Source organism: Enterobacter sp. SA197 (assembly GCF_054131575.1).
The window spans coordinates 4,133,316-4,153,837 of the sequence record NZ_CP096393.1 but is presented as its reverse complement, the minus strand read 5'-3'; the positions used below and the strand labels follow the sequence as shown (position 1 = coordinate 4,153,837).

Here is a 20,522-nt window from a genome sequence, read left to right as displayed (position 1 = left end):
AAAATTTTGAGGACAAAATTTTTTGTATGCTTTCCGATTAATCACCGGGATATTAAATACAAAACCTTTTAATACAGAAACGCAGATCCGACTCAATCAGGATCAGCGTTTTCATTTTCAACAAATTATATTGCCGCTGACTCAGGCCGCCTTATGCTGTCGCGCATAAATATACGGCGCAACGTACCCTTCGCGGCTCACGTCGAGATAATTCGACCACCACTCCATCATCTCCATACGGCTTCCAGATGCTCCGCCTTATGCACATCGCACGCCGTTGCGCTCTTTGTGGCTCATCTGGCGCTCGATGGCGTCCTGCGACCACAGTGCGGACTCGTTCAGGGCGCTACAGGCCATTGTTCTGAAACCATGACCGCAAACCTCGGTTTTGGTGTCGTAGCCAATCACCCGTAGCGCTTTGTTGATGGTGTTTTCACTCATCGGCTTGTTCATCGAATGCGCACCCGCAAAGACAAATACCGACTCTCCAGTAATTTCCTTTATCTGCTCCAGCAGAGCGACGGCCTGTGCGGATAACGGCACCAGATGCTCATCTTTCATCTTTGCGCCACGCGATGAAAATCTCACGCCCTTAACCGCTTCCCGCTGTGCTGGCACCGTCCAGATATGGGCTTTCAGGTTGAACTCATCCCAGTGGGCGAGGCGCAGCTCACTGGAGCGCAGAAAGACGTGCAGGCTCAGCTCCAGCGCCAGATGGCGGGTTTCAATTTTGGCGATATCCATCGTGCCAATATCGGGAAAGACGTAGCGATGAAGACAGGTGAGGATGTTATCGGCGTGGCCTTCCGACCAGAGCTTAAGGCAACTGGTGTGCCACGCGGTGGCGATAAAGGTAAACGTGCGGGATGTACCCACGGCGGCGTTATCCGCCTTGCGGATCTGCGAAGGACAAATACCGGACGCCAGCAGCTTACGCGCTGCATCGCGTTTTTCGCGGGCTTCCGCCAGCGTCACCAGAGGATAAGCGCCAAAGGCTAGACAATTTTCTTTGTCATCGAAGCGATAGCGGAAATACCATAACTTAGCGCCGCTGGTGGATACCGTCAGGTACAGACCTCGTGAATCGGTGATTTTGTAGGACTTTGCGAGGGGGTTCGCGGCGCGAATTTTACTGTCAGTTAGCATGAGGGTCTCTCCGTTCATCGAACTGAATGAACCCTCAATCTGACTCACAATTTTCCGGATACACAGGGATAAATCAAAACGTATCCGGAAAGATTTTTACGCTAACTAATTGAATTGCATACACATAGGAATTCATAAGGAAGCATAAAAAAGGAAAGGTGGTGCCCGGGCTCGGACTAACGCCGCAGGCGTTGAACAGCGCGCTTGTCGCGCTGGCCCCAAAGGGGTGAGCCGCGTGCGGCGAATAATCGAACGAAGTTCGATGGAGAGTCCACATCTCTAAAAGCAAAAACCCAGCCATAGGCTGGGTTCTCTGAATAAGTGGTGCCCGGACTCGGAATCGAACCAAGGACACGGGGATTTTCAATCCCCTGCTCTACCGACTGAGCTATCCGGGCAACGGCGGGCATTAAAACCGATTCGCCTCGCCTCGTCAACGAAATTTCTTCAAATCGTTGCAGACTGCACAATCTATCACCAGAAAAGAGGAGATGCACGTATCTTCAGGCAAAAAAGGCGGTCCACAGGGCGGAAAGCGGCATGGCCAGAACGAGGGCAGGCAGCATGTTCGCTACTGCAAACATCTTGATGCCACAAATTCTTAAGCCCGTAGCTAACAGGAGCACACCGCCCACGGCGGTAAAATCGCCCATCATCGCAGGCGTGGTTAACGGCATAATCAGCGTGGCGCTGTAAGCGAGGGTGAGCTGAATCGCCAGCATTGGCACGCTGATCGCGGCGACGGCAATGCCCAGCGAGGTGGCAAAAATTAATGCAGTAAAGAAATCGAGAAAGGCTTTTGCAATGAGGATACTGTTATCCCCGGTCATGCCTTCACGCATCGCGCCGAAGATACCGGTCCGCTCGCACAAAACAGAATAATGATCGCCACCAGACTCTGAATAAACGCCTCATGCCCAGTGAGGGCGTGTTCACCGCCACGACGCTTTTGCAGCACGTTGCGCAGGCCATTTACGCTACCGCTGATGCCGCGCTCCACGTAGCAGAGTTCACCAATTAGCGTGCCGACAAGAGTAGAGAGCACCATCACGGGGAGATTGACGCATTTAATCACCAGCAGAATGCCGATCCCCAGGGATGCGAGGCCAAAAATCGACGGCATATTGGCGCGAATACGTTCCGGCAAGCGCTGGCTAAGGACCGCCCCCAGAACGCCGCCTAAAAGAACGGCGGCAGCATTGATAAAGGGTCCAGTAAACACGTTTTTCTCCTGATACCTGGCGTGAGCAACTGCATAGTATGGCGCTGTAATGCACATTATTATGCCCGAATAATGCGGTGCTGGTGAGTATTAATCTTTTGAATATAGTTACTTATGTGAACCAATGAAAATGCGTCTGCATGAGGCTAAAGTTTGCCGTTGTCTCGTTGGTTGCAGCTGTTAATAAATGATGACATGATTGCGCGGATTTTCCTCTCAACCACACGGGACGGCCTGGGATGACGCGACTCTCCTCACTCAGACATCAGCATCGCACACCCGTGCGCATGTTCACCCGTTCAATTTTATCCCATACTTCACTCACCATGCGGTGAGGCTACCGTACGCTCACTTCAGGACAACATTAAAACCAGATCTTGTCTGATTTTACTGATGTCTGGCGGTCGGAGCGGGTTCCAGTCAGACACCTTCGTGGGGTGAGGCAAACGCTTCATCCGGGGCCTTTTTCCCCCTGTAACGGGTATGTGTGCTTATGAAAACAATGAAAATTGCCGTCAGCCGCGAGCTGATATCCACCCTGTCTACGCACCGCGAAAAGGTGACGCTGGACAGTACCGACTTCACGGATGTGGCGGCAGTCGTCATTACCCTGGCAGAGAGCCGTAGCGGTATTCTGGCGTTGCTCAAACGGACAGGCTTTAACCTGCCGGTGTTTTTATTCGACAATGAAACCGAGGCGCTGCCGGACGGGGTTACCGCGATTATTAACGGTCAGGATCAGGACTGGCTGGAGATTGAAACCGCCGCCTGCGCCTATGAAGAGGATCTGCTGCCGCCCTTTTTTGATACCCTGCGCCAGTACGTTGAGATGAAAAACGAAACCTTCGCCTGTCCGGGCCATCAGCACGGGGAATTCTTCAAGAAACACCCGGCTGGCAGGCAGTTCTACGACTTCTTCGGCGAGAATGTCTTTCGTGCCGACATGTGCAACGCCGACGTTAAGCTGGGCGACCTGCTTATCCACGAAGGCTCTGCGAAGCACGCACAGAAGTTTGCGGCAAAAGTCTTTAACGCCGATAAAACCTACTTTGTGCTGAACGGTACGTCTGCCGCCAATAAAGTGGTGACCAATGCGCTGCTGACCCGGGGCGATCTGGTGCTGTTTGACCGCAACAACCATAAATCTAATCACCACGGCGCGTTGATCCAGGCCGGAGCCACGCCGGTCTATCTGGAAGCCTCACGTAACCCGTTCGGTTTTATTGGCGGCATTGACGATCACTGCTTTGATGAGGCATACCTGCGTGAACTGATCCGCGACGTGGCGCCGGAAAAAGCCAACCAGCCGCGCCCGTTCCGCCTGGCGATTATTCAGCTCGGCACTTACGACGGCACGATTTACAACGCCCGGCAGGTGATCGACAAGATCGGCACGCTCTGCGACTACATCCTGTTTGACTCTGCCTGGGTAGGCTATGAACAGTTCATCCCGATGATGGCCGACACCTCGCCGCTGCTGCTGGATCTGAACGAAAACGATCCGGGGATCTTTGTTACCCAGTCCGTTCATAAACAGCAGGCCGGTTTCTCGCAGACGTCGCAGATCCATAAAAAGGATAACCACCTGCGTGGACAGGCCCGTTTCTGCCCGCACAAACGGCTGAATAATGCCTTTATGCTGCATGCCTCGACCAGCCCGTTCTATCCGCTCTTCGCGGCACTCGATGTGAACGCCAAAATCCATCAGGGTGAGAGCGGGCGGCGTCTGTGGGCCGAGTGTGTTGAGGTGGGCATTGAAGCCCGCAAGTCGATTATCGCCAACTGTAAAATGATCCAGCCGTTCGTGCCGCCGGAAATCGCCGGTCGCCCGTGGCAGGATCATCCAACTGAGGTGATTGCCCGTGAGCGCCGCTTCTTCAGCTTTGAGCCGGGTGCCCGCTGGCATGGTTTTGAAGGCTATGCTCAGGATCAATACTTTGTCGATCCCTGCAAGTTGCTGCTGACCACGCCTGGGATCGATGCGCAAACGGGGGAGTACACGGAATTTGGGATCCCGGCAACGATCCTGGCGAACTACCTGCGTGAGAACGGCATCGTGCCGGAAAAATGCGATCTCAATTCAATTCTGTTCCTGCTGACACCGGCCGAGAGCACGGCAAAAATGGCCCATCTGGTGGCGATGCTTGCCCAGTTTGAACGTCATATTGAAGACGACACGCCACTGGCCGCGGTGCTACCGACCATCTACAACAAGTACCCGGTACGCTATCGCGATTACACACTTCGCCAGCTTTGCCAGGAGATGCACGACCTTTACGTGAGTTTTGATGTGAAGGATCTGCAAAAAGAGATGTTCCGCAAGGCGAGCTTCCCGGCAGTGGTGGTTAACCCCCAGGACGCGCATCAGGAGTATATTCGCGGCAACGTGGATCTGGTTCGTATCAGCGAAGCGGAAGGGCGCATTGCCGCCGAAGGCGCGTTGCCCTATCCGCCGGGTGTGCTGTGCGTGGTGCCCGGCGAAGTGTGGGGGGGAGCGGTACAGCGCTACTTCCTGGCACTGGAAGAGGGCGTCAACCTCCTACCGGGCTTCTCACCGGAGTTGCAGGGGGTCTACTCCGAGACGGATGCCGACGGGATTAAGCGGTTATACGGGAACGTGCTGAAGCAGTCCTCTGCGGCCTGATGCTTTCCTCTGCGGCCTGATGCCCTCACCCCGGCCCTCTCCCACGAGGAGAGGGAGAAAAGCGGAGTGTGAGGTCTACCAGATCGCACTGAACAGTCCCCTCGCCCCTTTGGGGAGAGGGTGAGGGGGAAAACTGGGCACAATCCCTATGCACTCTCCGCCGTCCGGCGGTACATCCTTCTTGGATGCCCAATCTTGCCGTACTGCATCTCCACCGCTAAAAAGCCCGACTCCACGCCGTGCTCCAGGTAACGGCGGGCGGTGGTTTTACTTAACCCCGTCTCCACCACCACCTCATCCACCGAAAAACAGCGCTCACCGGCATCGGCAAACAGCGTCTGCACGCGAGACAAGGTGTTCTCCTCAATCCCTTTGCTGCCGTTATCCAGCTTGTAATTTTTCGCCTGTAGCTGGTAGAGCGAATCCACGTTCTGCTGGTCGACAATCTTCCACACCCGCTGCTGCTCGGTGAACTGCACAAAACGCTCCAGCGACTGGCTAAGCCGCTTCCACGACACCGGCTTGAGAATATAATCGAAGGCGCCGTTGCGAATCGCCTGACTACAGGTGTCCATGTCGCTGGCGGCGGTGATAAAAATCACCGAACAGTTAGCGCGGATAATCATCGGATCGCTAATCAGGGTGATGCCCTTGCCATCCGGCAGATAGTTATCCAGCAGCACCAGCTGTGGCTGTTTACTGGTGAGCAGCGCCTTCGCCTCTGTCAGAGACGTGGCAATGCCTACCAGCCGCAAGCGCGGATGTTTACCGATAAGTTCAGCATGGAGCTGCGCCAGCTCGTTTTCATCTTCTACTATCAGTACACCTATCTGTTCATGTCGCATAAGTCTGGTTTTCCAGCGTCGTAGCGGGGCATTGTATACACTTCATCCTTCAAACTGCCTCTTCGTTGGCTGCCTTTATTCACCCCAGTCACTTACTCATGTAAGCTCCTGGGGATTCATTCAGTTGCCGCCTTGATGCATCTTGAATGATTTTGTGTATACGTGGCCCGTTTCAGGAATAAATAAAGAGAAAATCGTGCCGCGCGGGGTGTTATCAGACACTTCGATCGTGCCGCCTGCCTGGGTGACATAGCTTGCGATCAGATAGAGGCCAATGCCATGATCGCCACTGCGCTTGGTGGTCATCCCGCGTTCAAAAATGTGATGCCGTAGATCCGGGGCGATCCCCACACCGCGATCGGCCACTTCGATGATAAGCTCGCGTTCATTTTGCAGGATCAGCACATCAACCGGATCGTGCGGCAGCGCTGCGCGTTGGGTTGCTTCGATGGCGTTATCCAGCAAATTGCCAATGATCGAGATAAGTTCGGCTTCGGCCAGTGAGTGGGCTGGTCTTGCCATCTGGCAACCAGGATCGAATGCCAGCTCAACCCCCTTTTCCCGCGCGCGGGCTGCTTTGCCCAGCAGCAAACCGCACAGCGTCGGCGAGTGAAAACGGGACGAGATAAAGTCGAGCAGCTCCTGGGCATGTTCCGACTGCGCCTGTATGTAGCGTATGGCGTCGTCATAACGCTCCATATGCAGCAGGCCGGAAAGGGTCGTCATCCGGTTAAGCTGCTCGTGGCGCATGATGCGCAGGTTATCGACGTAGCGTTTTACCTGGCTGAGCTGGGCGCTGAGGCTGTCTATCTCATTGCGATCGCGAAAGGTGATAACCCAGCCCTGTAATTTGTCTTCCAGCATGATGCGTACCCGGCTCGCGATCACCGTCACCTGATTAAAGCGGCAAATCTCATCATGAGTATCTTTTTCAAGCATCAGCTCACGGGAGAAAAAGGGGACGCCTGGGATCAATTCGGTAATCAACTGCCCGCGCAGCGCCCGCGTCGGCTGGCTCAGACTCAGCAGTTTCCTGGCGGCCTGGTTGATCACTTCAATACGCAGATTGCTGTCGATAGCGATCACCCCTTCATAAATTGACTCCATCATCGCTTTTTGCTGGCGTACCAGCAGGCCAATTTCCCGTGGCTCCAGAGAAAAGATCTGCTTTTTAATACTGCGGGTGAAGAACCACGAAAAGATAAACAGCGCCGCCAGCAGTAGTACGGCAGCAATAAAGATGTTGATCGCTTTACCAAGCGTGATGGTGTCGAGGTAGCTTGTGAGATAGCCCACCGAGACAATGCCGATGACCTGGCCTGCGTCGTTAAATATCGGTGCTTTACTGCGTAAAGAAATACCCAGTCCGCCCTTACGAATAGTCGTCAGGCTTTTCCCCTGTAACACTTCCTGATTATCCCCGCCGACCAATAATGTGCCGACTCTGTCTTGGTAAACAGAATGAAAAAGATGAATGCCTTTATTATCACCAATAACAATAAAGCTGGCATCGCTGCGCTTGACGACCTTCTGCATAAAATTAGCAATAGCCGACGTATCTTTTTCAGCAACCGACTTGCGTAAGCTTGGGATAATGGCTATTTCTTCTGCTTGTATTTTTGCCCTGACACTCATTTCCTGATAAAGCTGGCGGCCCACATCGATATAATAATAACTACCCAGTAAGATAAACAAACCGGAGAAAAAAAGAACCAGCGATATAAACAGCTTAATCTGGAACGACAGTTTCATGAGGCCACGCGCGAGCGAGAAAAACAGCAATGTAACATCTTTCAGCGCTGCGGTGGCGAGTTTACCGGAAACTTGTGATCCTTTGCACATCAGGCAGGCAGTGATACTGATAAAGAAACAGAGATTTTCTGAAAATGTTATTAAATTGTTTTTTAATATAAAGAAACCATAAAAACCACGGGAATAATTACGGCGTTAATCACATTAAAAAATAGAAACCATAAAAACCATAGATGCCATTAAAACTCTGGTTTTATTATGCGACCCCTCACATATTGTAAACGCTTGTCCCTTTACTCTTACGCTGCAAAATAACCAAGGGGCTTAATTATGAGCACAACTGATGATTCTTTTTCTATTACCTCTGAATCGCTCTCGATTCAAAAAACATCTTTAAAAGACAGATGGTGGCACATCATGGATACCTGGAAGGTCGGGATTATTCCATTGCCATTATTTGTTCTCGCTGGTGCATTGATAGCAGTTGACTGTCTGGGTGGGAAATTGCCGAGCGATATCGTGGTGATGGTCGCTACCCTCGCGTTTTTCGGCTTCGCCTGCGGCGAATTTGGCAAACGCCTGCCGATTATCGGTAAACTCGGTGCGGCGGCAATTTGCGCCACCTTTATCCCGTCCGCAATGGTCTATTATGGCCTGCTGCCCGACGTGGTAGTGGAGTCCACCACCAAATTCTACAAGTCCACCAACATTCTCTATCTCTATATCTGCTGCATTATCGTGGGCAGTATCATGAGCATGAACCGCACCACGCTGATTCAGGGCTTTCTGCGCATTTTCTTCCCGATGCTGTGCGGCGAGATTGTCGGCATGATCGTGGGAATGAGCGTCGGTATGCTGCTCGGTCTTGAACCCTTCCAGATCTTCTTCTTTATTATTCTGCCTATTATGGCCGGCGGCGTGGGTGAAGGGGCTATTCCGCTCTCCATCGGTTACGCCACTATTCTGCATATGGATCAGGGTGTTGCGCTCGGTCGCGTGTTGCCGATGGTGATGCTGGGTGGGCTGACCGCCATCATCATCTCCGGCTGCCTGAACCAGCTGGGTAAACGCTTCCCGCACCTGACTGGCGAAGGCCAGTTGATGCCTGACCAACCGAACAGCGCTGAGAAGTCAACGCCTGCACCGGCATTCAGCGGCAAAGCGGACGTCACGACCATTGCCTCCGGCGCGCTGCTGGCGGTACTGCTCTATATGCTGGGTATGCTGGGCCACAAGCTGATTGGTCTGCCTGCACCGGTTGGCATGCTGTTCATGGCGGTGCTGGTCAAGCTGGTGCACGGCGTGTCGCCGAAAATCCTTGAAGGCTCGCAGGTCGTTTACAAATTCTTCCAGACCTCCGTGACCTATCCCATCCTTTTTGCCGTTGGTGTAGCTATCACGCCGTGGCAGGAGCTGGTTCACGCTTTCACCCTGACGAACCTGCTGGTTATCGTCAGCACCGTGTCTGCCCTTGTCGCGACCGGCTTCTTCGTCGGTGAAAAAATCGGTATGCATCCGATTGATGTTGCCATCGTCTCCTGCTGTCAGAGCGGGCAGGGTGGCACCGGGGATGTTGCCATCCTCACTGCGGGTAACCGTATGAGTCTGATGCCGTTCGCGCAGATTGCCACCCGTATTGGCGGCGCAATCAATGTCTCGGTATCGCTGCTGGTCCTTGGCAACTTCCTCGTTTGATTCATGTGTTACAGGAACTGATATGAAACTCGCAAGCTTTGTCCATCAGGGGATCCGCAGTTACGGGATCGTGAAAGCGGATGGTGTGGTCGATCTGGGACGCCGTCTGGGGAGCCGTTACAGTGATTTGAAATCGCTGCTCGCCGCCGACGCGTTAAGCGAAGCCCGGCAGTTTGCCGGTGACCAGGCGGATCTGCACTTCGATGCACTGGAATTTTTACCGGTGATTGATAACCCAGGAAAAATTCTCTGCGTTGGCATGAACTACGCCGAAAAACGCAAAGAGTTTGACCAGCACAATCCGGCGCCGACGCTGTTTATCCGCTTCGCTGATTCACAAACCGGACACCAGACGCCCGTCCTCAAGCCGCGCCACTCCAGGGAGTTTGACTATGAGGGCGAGCTGGCGGTGATCATCGGCAAAAGCGGAGAAGACATCTCCCGCGACGAGGCGCTGAACTTTGTCGCAGGCTACAGCTGCTACATGGACGGTTCCGCCCGCGACTGGCAGCACACCTGGTTTACCGCCGGTAAAAACTGGCGTCAGACCGGTGCCTTTGGCCCCTGGATGGCCACGGCGGATGAGATCCCTGATCCGCATAGTCTTGCCATCCGCACCTGGCTGAATGGTCGCATGGTGCAGGAAGACAACACCGCCAGCATGATCCACAAGGTGGCAGAGCTTATCGAGTACATCAGTACCTTTACCCGCCTGAACGCTGGCGACGTGATCATTACGGGCTCTCCGGGCGGCGTGGGTAAAAAACGCACGCCTCCGCTGTTCATGCATGCCGGGGATCGCATTGAAGTGGAGATCGAAAACATCGGTCACCTCAGCAATGTGATCGCCGATGCACCCATGCAGCAAACCCTGGCGGCGGCGCACTAAGGAAGCAGGCAGCATCATGCAAACACAACTCCCCATCGATTTTCGCGTGGCAGACGTGGCAAGCGGATCGCAGCGCTTTATGCAGATCCGTTCACTGCTCGCCGACAGCGGCTTAGGTCTGGACAGCGATATCACCACCTTCGTTGAAGCCTGGTCCGGTACGCGGCTGGTGGGTTGTGCGGGTCTGACCGCTAACGTCATCAAGTGTGTGGCGGTAGATGAAGCCCTGCGTGGAGAAAATCTCAGCGCCCGGTTGCTGGCGGAAGTCGAGCACCTGGCGCTCGCCAGAGGCCATTTTCATCTGTTTCTCTGCACACGCCCCTGTAACCGGGAGCGCTTTGCGCGCAGTGGATTCTGGCCGATTGCCCAGAGCGGCAATAACGCCGTGTTAATGGAAAACACACCGTCTGGCATCAGCCGCTATTGCCGTTCGTTGCAGCGTGCGCACGTGGCTGGCGCGCGAATCGGCGCGATCGTCATGAACGCGAACCCCTTCACGCTCGGACACCGTCACCTGGTGGAACAGGCCGCTAAATCCTGTGATCACTTACACCTGTTCGTGGTGCAGGAGGATGCCTCCTTTTTCCCGTTTACCGCGCGTATGAAGATGGTGAGAGCCGGGGTGGCCCATCTGCCCAACGTCACCGTGCACGAAGGGTCGGCGTACATCATCTCCCGCGCCACCTTCCCGGCCTATTTTCTTAAAGAGAGCGGGAAAGTGCAGCAGGCATGGAGCGAGATCGATCTGCTGATTTTCCGCAACCACATTGCCCCGGCGCTGGGTATTACCCATCGCTTTATCGGATCCGAGCCGTTTTGCGATATCACCCGTCAGTACAACCAGACCATGCACAGTCTGCTGGCGGGCGCGGTAGAGGTAATTGAGATCCCGCGCATCAAAGCGACGGGCAATGCCATTTCAGCCTCGGAAGTTCGGCGTTTACTGAAAACGCAGCAGTTTTCCCGTATTCGGGAAATCGTACCGGATACCACTTTCGCGCACCTTGAAATGTACTACAGCGCGGAAGTCGCTTAAAAAACTCAGGACATAAAATATGAAAATTGTTAGGGAGGCGCTGGCCGGGACCCTGGAATCCAGCGACCTGATGGTGAAAATAGCCCCCGCCGAAGGGGAGCTGGACATCGTCATCCACAGTGAAGTGATTAAGCAGTTCGGCGACCAGATTCGTGAGGTGGTGGTCACCACGCTGCGTAATCTGGACGTCCACCAGGGAGTGGTAATTATCGAAGATAAAGGTGCGCTGGACTGCGTTATCCGTGCCCGTCTGCAAAGCGCTCTTCTGCGTGCCAGCGACAGTGACCAGATCAACTGGGAGAAACTGCTATGAAAAAACTTCGTCGTAGTATGCTGTTCCTCCCCGGTGCCAATGCCGCCATGCTCTCCACGGCGTTTATCTACCGCCCGGACTCGATTATGTTCGACCTGGAAGATGCGGTAGCCCTGCGTGAGAAAGACACTGCCCGTGTGCTGGTATTCCACGCCCTGCAACACCCGATGTACAAAGATATCGAAACCGTGGTGCGCATTAACCCGCTCAATACCCCGTTTGGCCTGCAAGATCTGGAAGCCGTGGTACGCGCCGGGGTGGACGTGGTGCGTCTGCCGAAGACCGATACGCCGGACGATATCTACGAACTGGAACGCCACCTGGAACGCATCGAACTGGAATGTGGCCGTGAAATCGGCTCCACGCGTGTGATGGCGGCTATCGAGTCGGCAATTGGCGTGATCAATGCGGTGGCCATTGCCCGTAGCTCTCAGCGTCTGATCGGCATTGCGCTGGCGGCATTCGACTATGTGATGGACATGCAGACCGAACGCGGTGACGGCACTGAGCTGTTCTACGCCCGTTGTGCCGTACTGCATGCCGCGCGCGCCGCAGGCATCGATGCCTTTGACGTGGTGTGGTCAGATTTGAACGACGAAGCGGGCTTCCTGCGAGAGGTCGAGCTGATCCGCAAAATGGGCTTCAACGGTAAATCCTTGATCAACCCCCGACAGATCGATCTGCTGCACAATGCCTATGCGCCTACCCAGCAGGAAGTCGATCACGCGAAACGCGTGATCGAAGCGGCACAGGAGGGCGAACGTAACGGGCTTGGCGTGGTCTCCCTGAACGGCAAAATGATCGACGGCCCTATCATTAACCACGCGCAGGTTGTACTCGAACGTGCCGCCGCGTCCGGCGTGCGTCGGTAAGGACAGAACAATGAATCAGACAGAGCTTCTCCACGTTAATTTTCCGCACCTGCGCGACTTAAAACCCTTTGATACGGCCCACACGGCGACGCCGTGGCTTGCGGATGTTGAGAGTAAACATCACCGTAAACTGTGCGCCACGCTCGAAGAGGCCATTGCCCGTAGCGGCCTGAAGGATGGGATGACCATTTCGTTCCATCATGCGTTTCGTGAAGGCGACCGGGTGATTAACACGGTCGTGGCGACCCTGGCGCGCCTGGGTTTTAAACACCTGACCCTGGCCTCCAGTTCGCTGATGACCTGCAACGACAGCCTGATTGAGCATATTCAGAATGGCGTAATTAGCCGGATTTATACCTCCGGGATGCGCGGCAAGCTGGCCGACGCTATCTCTCACGGCCTGATGCAAGAGCCGGTGCAAATTCACTCTCACGGCGGTCGCGTTAAGCTATTGCAGGACGGTGAGCTGAACATTGACGTCGCATTTCTCGGGGTGCCGTGCAGCGATGAGTTTGGCAACGCCAACGGCACGCACGGCAAATCCGCCTGCGGGTCGCTGGGGTATGCGATGGTGGATGCGCAGTTCGCCCGCAACGTGGTACTGCTGACCGAAGAGCTGGTGCCGTTCCCCAACATGCCGGCAAGCCTGGTGCAGGATCAGGTAGACTACATCGTGCAGGTAGAGAGCGTGGGCGACCCGGCGAAAATCAGCGTTGGCGCGGCCCGTGTCACCAGCAATCCGCGTGAACTGATGATAGCCCGCTACGCGGCGGACGTTATCGAACACTCCGGCTACTTCAAAAACGGTTTTTCCATGCAGACCGGTTCCGGCGCGGCGGCCACGGCCTGCACACGCTTTATGGAAGAGAAGATGGAGCGCAGCGGCATAAAGGCAAACTTTGCGCTGGGCGGCATCACCGGGGGTCTGGTTTCGCTGCATGAAAAAGGGCTGGTGGCGAAGCTGCTCGACACCCAGTGCTTCGACAGCGAAGCGGCGGCTTCGCTGGCGCGTAATCCGAATCACGTGGAAATCTCCACCAACGTCTACGCTAACCCCGGCAGTAAAGCCGCCAGTTGCGACCAGCTGGATGTGGTTATCCTCAGCGCGCTGGAAATTGATGTCGATTTTAACGTCAACGTCATTACCGGCTCTGACGGCGTGATGCGCGGCGCGTCCGGTGGACACTGCGACGTGGCGGCGTCTGCTAACCTGACCATTGTAGTGGCGCCGCTGCTGCGCACCCGCATTCCGACAGTGGTTAAGCGTGTGACCACGCTGCTGACACCGGGGGAGAGCATTGATGTGCTGGTCACCGACCACGGTATCGCGGTCAACCCCGCACGGCCGGAAATTCGCGAGCGCCTGGTGGCGGCGGGCCTTAAAGTAGTGGATATCGATGTACTTTATCAGCGCGCGATTTCCCTTACCGGCACACCGAAACCCATTGAATTCACTGACCGTATTGTCGGCGTGATTCGCTACCGTGATGGTAGCGTGATTGATGTTGTTCGCCAGGTGAAGGAGAACAATGCATGACCGTACTGACGCCCGAACGCCCGGGCGTCAGCCTTGATGCGCTGCTGGCCTCAAAAGAGGCTCGTGCAGCGCGCCAGGCTGACTGGCTCACTCACTATCGACACCCGGTTATCTCCCTGACGCTGGTGACACCGGGCGCCCATAAAGACAGCATTCGTTATCGTAATACGATGGGTGTTGCCCTGCAGGCCTGCGATCAGCTGTTGTGGCAACATCACTGGTCGGTACTGGACCGCCAGGTATTGTGGCTTCCGACCGGTCCCGAAGCCTTGTGGTGCGTTGACCATACCGCGGTGGAAATCAAAGCCCGGTGCGTGGAGATGGAACAATCGCATCCGCTCGGCAGGCTCTGGGACTTTGACGTCCTGTGCCCGAAAAATGGTCAGATTGGCCGTCAGTCGCTGGATCTCGCCACCCGCCGCTGTCTGGTGTGCGACGAGCCGGGTCACGGTTGCGCCCGCTCGCGCCGTCATTCCCTCGACGAGGTGGTGGGACGCGTGGAGAAGATGATCGATGTCTGGTTCGCTCGCGACTAAACTCGCCCGCTTTGACGTTGCTGCCCTGGCGGTGATGGCGTTACGTCTTGAACTCAATCTCACCCCCAAACCGGGGCTAGTGGATCTGGCGAATAACGGTTCGCACAGCGATATGGATCATGCGTTATTTTTACGCAGTATTGCGGCCATCGCCCCCTGGTTTCGCCGCTTCGAAAAGGCCGGTTATGAACATGCGCTCAAACCCGCCAGTGAACAATTGCGCCTGCTGCGCCCGGCGGGCATGGCCTGTGAACAGGCTATGTTTGAAGCGACCGACGGCGTGAACACCCATAAAGGCGGCATCTTTTCCCTTGGGCTTATCTGTTTTGCCGCAGGCCGTCTGCGCGGACAAAACCGTCTCGTCTGTGCCGAATCCGTCTGCCAGCAGGTCAGTGAAATCTGTAAGGGGCTGGTGGCGCGCGAGCTGGCCTCACGTACCCATGCGGTGACGGCGGGGGAAATACAGTACCAGCAGTATGGCCTGACGGGGGCGCGCGGTGAGGTTGAAAACGGGTTTCCGACCGTGCGACAGCACGTGCTGCCGTACTGGTTTAAAGAGTCCGGCGAGCGGCGTTTTCATCATGCCTTACTGCGCCTGATGGCCGGAAATCTTGACAGTAACCTGGTCTCTCGCGGCGGCATTGATGGATTGTACTTTGTACAGCGCTATGCAGCCTCGCTTTTGAAAAACGGCTGGGATAATGAACGGTTGCACGCGATGGACAGGGCGCTCATGAGCCGAAACCTGAGTCCAGGCGGCAGCGCCGATTTGCTGGCGGTCTCTTATGTGCTGGCGACCCTGGGGTAGGGCATAAACAGGGGCCGCAGAGGCCCCGCTGTAATGAGTTTATCGCTTTTGCAGCAGATAGCTGTTTTCGAACCCAGGCAGGCTGCCGATAACATCGAAATCCTTGAAATAACCGCCCGCCCGCAGCAGATCGACTGCCGGGCCGACTTCCGGTGAATACTGCCAGTCACGGTAATCGTCAAAGACGATAAAGCCGCCTGAGACAACGGTCGGAGAATAGAGCAGGAAGTCCACCAGCACATGGCGACCCTCATGACCACCATCAATATGCAGCAGCACGGTCTGTGGTTTGAAGGCCAGCACGCGTTCAATACTCAGTTCCGAATACCCACGCACCAGGTTCACCTGCGGGAACATACGCTCATGGTAGAAACGGAGTTCGTTTTCCTGATTCGGCAACTCCATCGGATCAACGCTGATAATCCGGCGCTTATGCTGGCAGATCTCGTTCATAAAGGCGGTGGATTTGCCCTTCCAGACGCCGATTTCAATGATATCGCCCGCTACCTTGTTGTGCTCAAGCAGCCAGCAAAGGTAGCCCAGGCTTTTTACCTGATCGTGAAAAGAGAGCTCGCGACGTGGCATCGCTAACTCGGCGGGCAGTTCAGCCTGAGCCTGCCTGAGCGCTTCGCCCACCTTGTCCCAGGTGGTATCAATGACGTGCTTAATCTCAGGTGCTTCAAAGAAAACCCGTAAGTCGGCGATCTCTAACATCGTTTTACCTTCTCTGTGGAATCGAAATATCGGAATGGCGATAGGGTAAGAATCTAGCACTGTGGGGTCAGAACAAGAGGGCAAATATGCCGGGTTTTGTGACCTATTTGTGGGGATTGAAGGGGAATAGCCCTCCTCCGGAGAAGAGGGCTGAAGGGATTAATGCGCGACGGTTTGCTGCGCACCTGTCGCCTGCGGCACATGTTTATATTTAAACAGCGCCATGAAAGCGAAGGCCAGTACCACGGAGTAAGCTGCGAAAATCAGCCACACGGTTTTCCAGTCGGTAACACCCGCAACGGTATACATCTCCACCACTTTACCGCTCGCCATACCGCCAAGGATACAACCGAAGCCGTTGGTCATCATCAGCAGCATACCCTGCGCGCTGGCGCGGATAGCCGGGTTCACCTCTTTCTCCACGAAGACGGAACCGGAGATGTTGAAGAAGTCGAACGCACAACCGTATACGATCATGGAGAGCACCAGCAGCACGGTGCCAAACGGTGTCGGGTCGCCGTAAGCGAACAGGCCAAAACGCAGCATCCAGGCAACGATACTCATCAGCATCACGTTCTTAATACCGTAGCGGCCAAGGAAGAACGGAATCGCCAGGATGAAGACGGTTTCAGAGATCTGCGAAATAGACATCAGCACTGAGGCGTGGGTGACGATAAAGCTGTCCGCGAACAGCGGGTTAGCGTCAAAGCTGTGCAGGAAGGTGTTACCAAACATATTGGTAATCTGCAGTTCAGCGCCAAGCAGCATGGAGAAAATAAAGAAAATCGCCATGCGTTTGTTTTTGAACAGCGCAAAGGCGTTCAGGCCCAGCATTTCCACCCAGGTCTGGTTCTTCTGCGTATTGCTCACCGGCATATGCGGCAGCGTCAGAGAGAAGAGGCTCAGCGCCAGAGAGAGTGCAGCACCGATGTAAAGCTGCATATGGCTCAGTTCGAAGCCAGAGAAGCTCACCGCCCACATGGCCAGGATAAAGCCAATGGTACCCCAGATACGGATCGGCGGGAAATCCTTAACGATATCGTAGCCGGCGTTTTGCAGACGGGCATAAGAGATGGTGTTTACCAGACCCAGGGTTGGCATGTATGCCAGGGAGTTGAGCAGGATAATGGCAAACATCGCGCCAGGGGTGGTCACGGTTGCCGCAATACACAGGGTGATGGCACCAATCAGGTGGCAAATCGCGTAAACCCATTTTGCACTAAGCCACTTATCCGCCACGATGCCGAGCAGGGCTGGCATAAAGACAGAGGCGATACCCAGAGAGCTGTAGACCGCGCCAATCTCTGCACCCTGGAATTTCAGGGTAACGAACATATAAGAGCCAAGCGTAGTCAGCCAGCTCCCCCACAGGCAGAACTGCAGGAAGATAATCACTTTAAGCTGCAGCTTAAGATTCATGTTAGTTTCCTCACCGAAGGAGTCTGATAAACCCGTCATACTTCAAGCTGCATGTGCGTTGGCTTTACTCGGCTTTTGGCCTCGCCCCTTTGGGGCCAGCGTAAGCGCTGTTCAAACGGGCTACGCCAGTTTGTCCTCGCTCACCTCAGTCACTTACCAGAGTAAGCTTTTGGGGATTCGCTGCGTTACCACCTGCCTGCAACTCGACCTAGTTGGGGTATAGATGTTGGAATTAAGACAATTACTGTTGTTATGTGTGGCGATTCTATCATCGAAGCTGAGGCGAAATTGTTACATCCGACATAAAAATGCAAACTTGGTATGGTTGCAGTCAAATACGGTGATATTGGTCACATTTTGAGAGGCGTCTACCCTGCGTCCAAAAGCATTGCTTATCCCCTTTCGCGCCAGTGGCGAAAGAGGATAAGCCGTTGACTCAGTTACGACGGTAACTTTTTTGCGCCGTATTCACTTTATAAAGGTAGCGGCGGGACTCCGCAGACGGGTGGCGGCTGGTCAGGGTTGAATAGACATCACCCGGCGACATCGTATTAATAATATTCGCGGCCTGCACTTTATCTGCCGAGAAGACGCGCAGTACGCTGCCTGCCCCACCGTTATAAGCAGTGATCACCGCATAGCGACGTGAGGTCGGGTTAGAGATACCGGAAAGGTAGATATTATTCAGCATCGCCAGATAGGCGGTGCCGGTATCAATGTTGCTTTCAGGATCAAAGAGGAAGCTACGGCTTGGCATACCGGATTTGCCCTGTGCGCGGAAGACGTCGCGCCCGGCGCTGTGCTGCACCACCTGCATCAGGCCCAGCGCGTCGGAACGGCTTACCGCATACGGGTTAAAGGAGGACTCAGTTTGCATAATGGCCAGAATCAGCGCTTCGTCCACCCCGTAGCGGCGTGACGCCTGGCGCACCATACCCACATATTTGTGCGCACGTTTATCAAGGTGGTTCGGCACCAGGTTAATGGTGACGCTGTAGATGATTTTCAGACCGCTGGCGCGGCTCTTCAGGCGATTTTGTAGCAGGTAGTCGGCAAAATGGGTGGCGCGACCTTCCCAGCGAATAGGTTGCCCGGTGTTATCCAGTACCTGGCCGTACAGGAACGGTTCTTTGGAAATCTGGATGTCATCAACGTCCGAGTAAAGGTCAATGGAGCCAGGATCGTCGCCCATCAGGAGCGTCGTGATAATGGCCCGACGCAGATGGTTTGCCGGATCCGTCCCGGCGATAGTCTCAATGGTGATCGTACCCTCATCAAAGTTGATGTGGCTACGGGTCTGATACTGGTCGGTATATTTTACGTAGTCTTTCGGGCCGGCAATCAGGACTTCGTTAAATCCCCATAAATTTTCGATGTTGTGGGCAAACTGCCCCATAAGAATGTCAAAACCGTTAGTGTCTTTAACCCAGGCTTCATTGTAAGTTTCACCACTTTTATTGGAGCTGGAACACGACATCAGCAACGGCGCAATAATCGCAAGCGCTAAAATTTTTTTCATCATTCCGGGGATGCAGTTGGTTGCACATAAGGGCTGTCCGGCCCTTGAGGCGGGCCACACTCAGGCTGGGTGAGGTGTGGCCAGGCTCTTATTTTTTATCTTCCGGCGTATAGCCTTCGATATGCACATCTTTCCCTTCGAACAGGTAGTTGACCATCTCCTGCTCAAGCAGTTTGCGATGCTCAACGTTCATCATGTTCAGCTTCTTTTCGTTGATAAGCATGGTCTGCTTTTTCTGCCACTGTCCCCATGCCTCTTTGGAGATCTCATTGAAAATGCGCTTACCCAGCTCGCCGGGGTACAGCTGAAAGTCCTGGCCTTCTGCGTCACGTTGCAGGAAGGTACAAAAAATGGTTCTACTCATAACAAATCCTCTGTAGGCCGCGTGTCATTACACTGCCACGCCGACGCGTAATTGTTGCAACAGGCGCTCCACCGGGGCCGCCAGGCCGACGGATTGCGGCTGCGCTAAGTTATACCAAAGACCGCTTCCTTCATCCATGCATGAACTGACCGAGGACACGGTTAGCCACATAGGCACAATATCCAGATGGAAATGGCTGAACGTATGGCGAAACGCAACAAGTTGGCAGAGAGTATCGGCCTTAATCTGACGTTGCGCCAGCCAGTCCCGTAAAGCGGCTTCATCTTCAAACTGCGGGAAACAGTACAACCCGCCCCACAGGCCCACCGGCGGTCGCTGCTGCACAAAGACCTGCTCACCCTGCTGCATCAGCAGGAAATAAGCGGTGCGCTCCGGCAGCGTCTGCTTCGGTTTTTTGCCCGGGTAGTTCGCCCAGCTGTGACTGGCATAAGCCAGACAGCCGGTCTGCAGCGGGCAGAGCTGACATTTGGGTTTGGATCGGGTACAGACCATCGCCCCAAGATCCATCATCGCCTGATTGAAACGCTCCACGCCCTTTGCCGGGGTGACGTCCTCAGCGATGCGCCACAACCGTTTCTCAACCTCTTTTTTGCCCGGCCAGCCGTCAACGGCATAACAGCGGGCCAGCACACGTTTCACGTTGCCATCGAGAATGGGAAAATGTTTGCCGAGCGAAAGGGATAAAATCGCCCCGGCGGTAGAGCGCCCGACACCCGGCAGCGCTTCTACTTCCTCAAAGGTCTCGGGAAACTCGCCGCCATGTTTTTCCGCCACCTGTTTTGCCGCCTTATGCAGGTTGCGCGCGCGGGCGTAGTAGCCAAGTCCGGTCCACAGATGCAGGACTTCGTCCAGCGGTGCATCGGCCAGAGCGGTCACGGTCGGGAAGCGCGCCATAAAGCGCTCGAAATAGGGGATAACGGTTGTCACCTGCGTCTGTTGCAACATCACTTCAGACAGCCATACTTTGTAGGGCGTCTTGTCAATTTGCCAGGGCAGGGTTTTGCGCCCGTATTTATCGTACCAGTCCAGAACCTGGGCTGAAAATTGAGACGCTTGCATGGTCACCAACATCGCTTGAATAAGGTGGCAGATTGCAGCACAGCGCCAGCGGGGTGTAAACCGGAACTTTCCTGTGCTTGCAGCTTGCATACTGGAATTAACTTTGGATAATGCCCGTTTCCTGAACACTC

General features: G+C 54.8%; 16 protein-coding genes, 1 tRNA gene and 2 pseudogenes. 9 read left to right on the top strand and 10 right to left on the bottom strand.

The genetic code is table 11. The features are described 5' to 3' along the window. Nucleotides 1-141: 141 nt before the first annotated feature. The 3 genes and pseudogenes from M1D91_RS19460 to M1D91_RS19450 all read right to left on the bottom strand — a co-directional run bounded on the left by M1D91_RS19460 (nucleotide 142) and on the right by M1D91_RS19450 (nucleotide 2,368). Nucleotides 142-1,146: pseudogene (locus M1D91_RS19460) on the bottom strand (tyrosine-type recombinase/integrase). Nucleotides 1,147-1,468: 322 nt separating this feature from the next. Further along, nucleotides 1,469-1,544, bottom strand: a tRNA-Phe gene (locus tag M1D91_RS19455). A gap of 105 nt (nucleotides 1,545-1,649) precedes the next feature. Continuing rightward, nucleotides 1,650-2,368 (bottom strand): annotated as a pseudogene (locus tag M1D91_RS19450) (DUF554 domain-containing protein). 493 nt (nucleotides 2,369-2,861) lie between these two features. On the opposite strand from M1D91_RS19450, the gene M1D91_RS19445 reads away from it, so the two are divergent. Continuing rightward, on the top strand, nucleotides 2,862-5,012 hold the full coding sequence (locus M1D91_RS19445; RefSeq protein WP_437433571.1) for an ornithine decarboxylase: 2,151 nt from the start codon (nucleotides 2,862-2,864) through the stop codon (nucleotides 5,010-5,012). Nucleotides 5,013-5,158: 146 nt separating this feature from the next. Here the strand turns inward: M1D91_RS19445 and M1D91_RS19440 are convergent, their stop codons facing one another. Together M1D91_RS19440 and M1D91_RS19435 are read right to left on the bottom strand one after the other, a co-directional pair. After that, complete coding sequence (locus M1D91_RS19440) at nucleotides 5,159-5,857, bottom strand: response regulator (RefSeq protein ID WP_437433570.1); 699 nt, start codon at nucleotides 5,855-5,857, stop codon at nucleotides 5,159-5,161. A gap of 120 nt (nucleotides 5,858-5,977) precedes the next feature. Further along, the gene (locus M1D91_RS19435) at nucleotides 5,978-7,609 is read right to left on the bottom strand and encodes an ATP-binding protein (RefSeq protein ID WP_437433592.1); all 1,632 of its coding nucleotides are present in this window, start codon (nucleotides 7,607-7,609) and stop codon (nucleotides 5,978-5,980) included. Nucleotides 7,610-7,939: 330 nt separating this feature from the next. Here M1D91_RS19435 and M1D91_RS19430 point away from each other — a divergent pair, with 330 nt between their 5' ends. From M1D91_RS19430 to citG, 8 genes are read left to right on the top strand one after another with little or no spacing between them, the layout of a single operon-like run. After that, entirely contained in the window at nucleotides 7,940-9,304 is a 1,365-nt protein-coding gene (locus M1D91_RS19430) for a 2-hydroxycarboxylate transporter family protein (protein WP_437433569.1), read from the top strand. A gap of 22 nt (nucleotides 9,305-9,326) precedes the next feature. Further along, entirely contained in the window at nucleotides 9,327-10,193 is an 867-nt protein-coding gene (locus tag M1D91_RS19425; protein WP_437433568.1) for a fumarylacetoacetate hydrolase family protein, read from the top strand. A 16-nt stretch (nucleotides 10,194-10,209) separates the two neighbouring features. Then, complete coding sequence (gene citC / locus M1D91_RS19420) at nucleotides 10,210-11,229, top strand: [citrate (pro-3S)-lyase] ligase (protein WP_437433567.1); 1,020 nt, start codon at nucleotides 10,210-10,212, stop codon at nucleotides 11,227-11,229. Nucleotides 11,230-11,248: 19 nt separating this feature from the next. After that, nucleotides 11,249-11,542, top strand: a complete 294-nt coding sequence (gene citD / locus M1D91_RS19415; RefSeq protein WP_437433566.1) for a citrate lyase acyl carrier protein — start codon at nucleotides 11,249-11,251, stop codon at nucleotides 11,540-11,542. After that, nucleotides 11,539-12,414 carry a citrate (pro-3S)-lyase subunit beta gene (citE, locus tag M1D91_RS19410; RefSeq protein WP_437433565.1) on the top strand — a complete coding sequence of 292 codons (876 nt, stop codon included), beginning with the start codon at nucleotides 11,539-11,541 and terminating at the stop codon, nucleotides 12,412-12,414. Before citD ends, citE begins: the two co-directional genes overlap by 4 nt. Nucleotides 12,415-12,424: 10 nt before the next feature. After that, entirely contained in the window at nucleotides 12,425-13,951 is a 1,527-nt protein-coding gene (gene citF, locus M1D91_RS19405; RefSeq protein WP_437433564.1) for a citrate lyase subunit alpha, read from the top strand. After that, nucleotides 13,948-14,487: a citrate lyase holo-[acyl-carrier protein] synthase gene (gene citX, locus M1D91_RS19400; protein WP_437433563.1), complete on the top strand. Its 540-nt coding sequence runs from the start codon at nucleotides 13,948-13,950 to the stop codon at nucleotides 14,485-14,487. The genes citF and citX overlap by 4 nt, the downstream gene beginning before the upstream one ends. Next, nucleotides 14,465-15,295: a triphosphoribosyl-dephospho-CoA synthase CitG gene (gene citG / locus M1D91_RS19395; RefSeq protein WP_437433562.1), complete on the top strand. Its 831-nt coding sequence runs from the start codon at nucleotides 14,465-14,467 to the stop codon at nucleotides 15,293-15,295. The genes citX and citG overlap by 23 nt, the downstream gene beginning before the upstream one ends. 39 nt (nucleotides 15,296-15,334) lie before the next feature. Here citG and M1D91_RS19390 read toward each other — a convergent pair whose 3' ends face one another. The 5 genes from M1D91_RS19390 to mutY all read right to left on the bottom strand — a co-directional run bounded on the left by M1D91_RS19390 (nucleotide 15,335) and on the right by mutY (nucleotide 20,397). After that, nucleotides 15,335-16,009 carry a class I SAM-dependent methyltransferase gene (locus M1D91_RS19390; protein WP_437433561.1) on the bottom strand — a complete coding sequence of 225 codons (675 nt, stop codon included), beginning with the start codon at nucleotides 16,007-16,009 and terminating at the stop codon, nucleotides 15,335-15,337. A 159-nt stretch (nucleotides 16,010-16,168) separates the two neighbouring features. After that, nucleotides 16,169-17,428 (bottom strand): nucleoside permease, encoded by a 1,260-nt coding sequence (locus M1D91_RS19385; RefSeq protein WP_437433560.1) that lies wholly within the window; start codon nucleotides 17,426-17,428, stop codon nucleotides 16,169-16,171. A 436-nt stretch (nucleotides 17,429-17,864) separates the two neighbouring features. Continuing rightward, nucleotides 17,865-18,947 (bottom strand): membrane-bound lytic murein transglycosylase MltC, encoded by a 1,083-nt coding sequence (mltC, locus tag M1D91_RS19380; protein WP_437433591.1) that lies wholly within the window; start codon nucleotides 18,945-18,947, stop codon nucleotides 17,865-17,867. An 88-nt stretch (nucleotides 18,948-19,035) separates the two neighbouring features. Beyond that, nucleotides 19,036-19,311 carry an oxidative damage protection protein gene (locus M1D91_RS19375; RefSeq protein WP_437433559.1) on the bottom strand — a complete coding sequence of 92 codons (276 nt, stop codon included), beginning with the start codon at nucleotides 19,309-19,311 and terminating at the stop codon, nucleotides 19,036-19,038. A 27-nt stretch (nucleotides 19,312-19,338) separates the two neighbouring features. Beyond that, nucleotides 19,339-20,397, bottom strand: coding sequence for an A/G-specific adenine glycosylase (gene mutY / locus M1D91_RS19370; RefSeq protein WP_437433558.1), 1,059 nt, complete (start codon nucleotides 20,395-20,397; stop codon nucleotides 19,339-19,341). Nucleotides 20,398-20,522 lie beyond the last annotated feature (125 nt).

Excerpts from the sequence above, each read along its gene's own strand:
- M1D91_RS19390 (WP_437433561.1), bottom strand. The coding sequence starts at position 16,009 with ATGTTAGAGATCGCCGACTTACGGGTTTTCTTTGAAGCACCTGAGATT.
- mltC (WP_437433591.1), bottom strand. The coding sequence starts at position 18,947 with ATGAAAAAAATTTTAGCGCTTGCGATTATTGCGCCGTTGCTGATGTCG.
- citX (WP_437433563.1), top strand. The coding sequence starts at position 13,948 with ATGACCGTACTGACGCCCGAACGCCCGGGCGTCAGCCTTGATGCGCTG.
- M1D91_RS19445 (WP_437433571.1), top strand. The coding sequence starts at position 2,862 with ATGAAAACAATGAAAATTGCCGTCAGCCGCGAGCTGATATCCACCCTG.
- M1D91_RS19435 (WP_437433592.1), bottom strand. The coding sequence starts at position 7,609 with ATGAAACTGTCGTTCCAGATTAAGCTGTTTATATCGCTGGTTCTTTTT.
- M1D91_RS19440 (WP_437433570.1), bottom strand. The coding sequence starts at position 5,857 with ATGCGACATGAACAGATAGGTGTACTGATAGTAGAAGATGAAAACGAG.
- citF (WP_437433564.1), top strand. The coding sequence starts at position 12,425 with ATGAATCAGACAGAGCTTCTCCACGTTAATTTTCCGCACCTGCGCGAC.
- citD (WP_437433566.1), top strand. The coding sequence starts at position 11,249 with ATGAAAATTGTTAGGGAGGCGCTGGCCGGGACCCTGGAATCCAGCGAC.
- M1D91_RS19425 (WP_437433568.1), top strand. The coding sequence starts at position 9,327 with ATGAAACTCGCAAGCTTTGTCCATCAGGGGATCCGCAGTTACGGGATC.
- M1D91_RS19385 (WP_437433560.1), bottom strand. The coding sequence starts at position 17,428 with ATGAATCTTAAGCTGCAGCTTAAAGTGATTATCTTCCTGCAGTTCTGC.
- citE (WP_437433565.1), top strand. The coding sequence starts at position 11,539 with ATGAAAAAACTTCGTCGTAGTATGCTGTTCCTCCCCGGTGCCAATGCC.
- citC (WP_437433567.1), top strand. The coding sequence starts at position 10,210 with ATGCAAACACAACTCCCCATCGATTTTCGCGTGGCAGACGTGGCAAGC.
- citG (WP_437433562.1), top strand. The coding sequence starts at position 14,465 with ATGTCTGGTTCGCTCGCGACTAAACTCGCCCGCTTTGACGTTGCTGCC.
- M1D91_RS19430 (WP_437433569.1), top strand. The coding sequence starts at position 7,940 with ATGAGCACAACTGATGATTCTTTTTCTATTACCTCTGAATCGCTCTCG.
- M1D91_RS19375 (WP_437433559.1), bottom strand. The coding sequence starts at position 19,311 with ATGAGTAGAACCATTTTTTGTACCTTCCTGCAACGTGACGCAGAAGGC.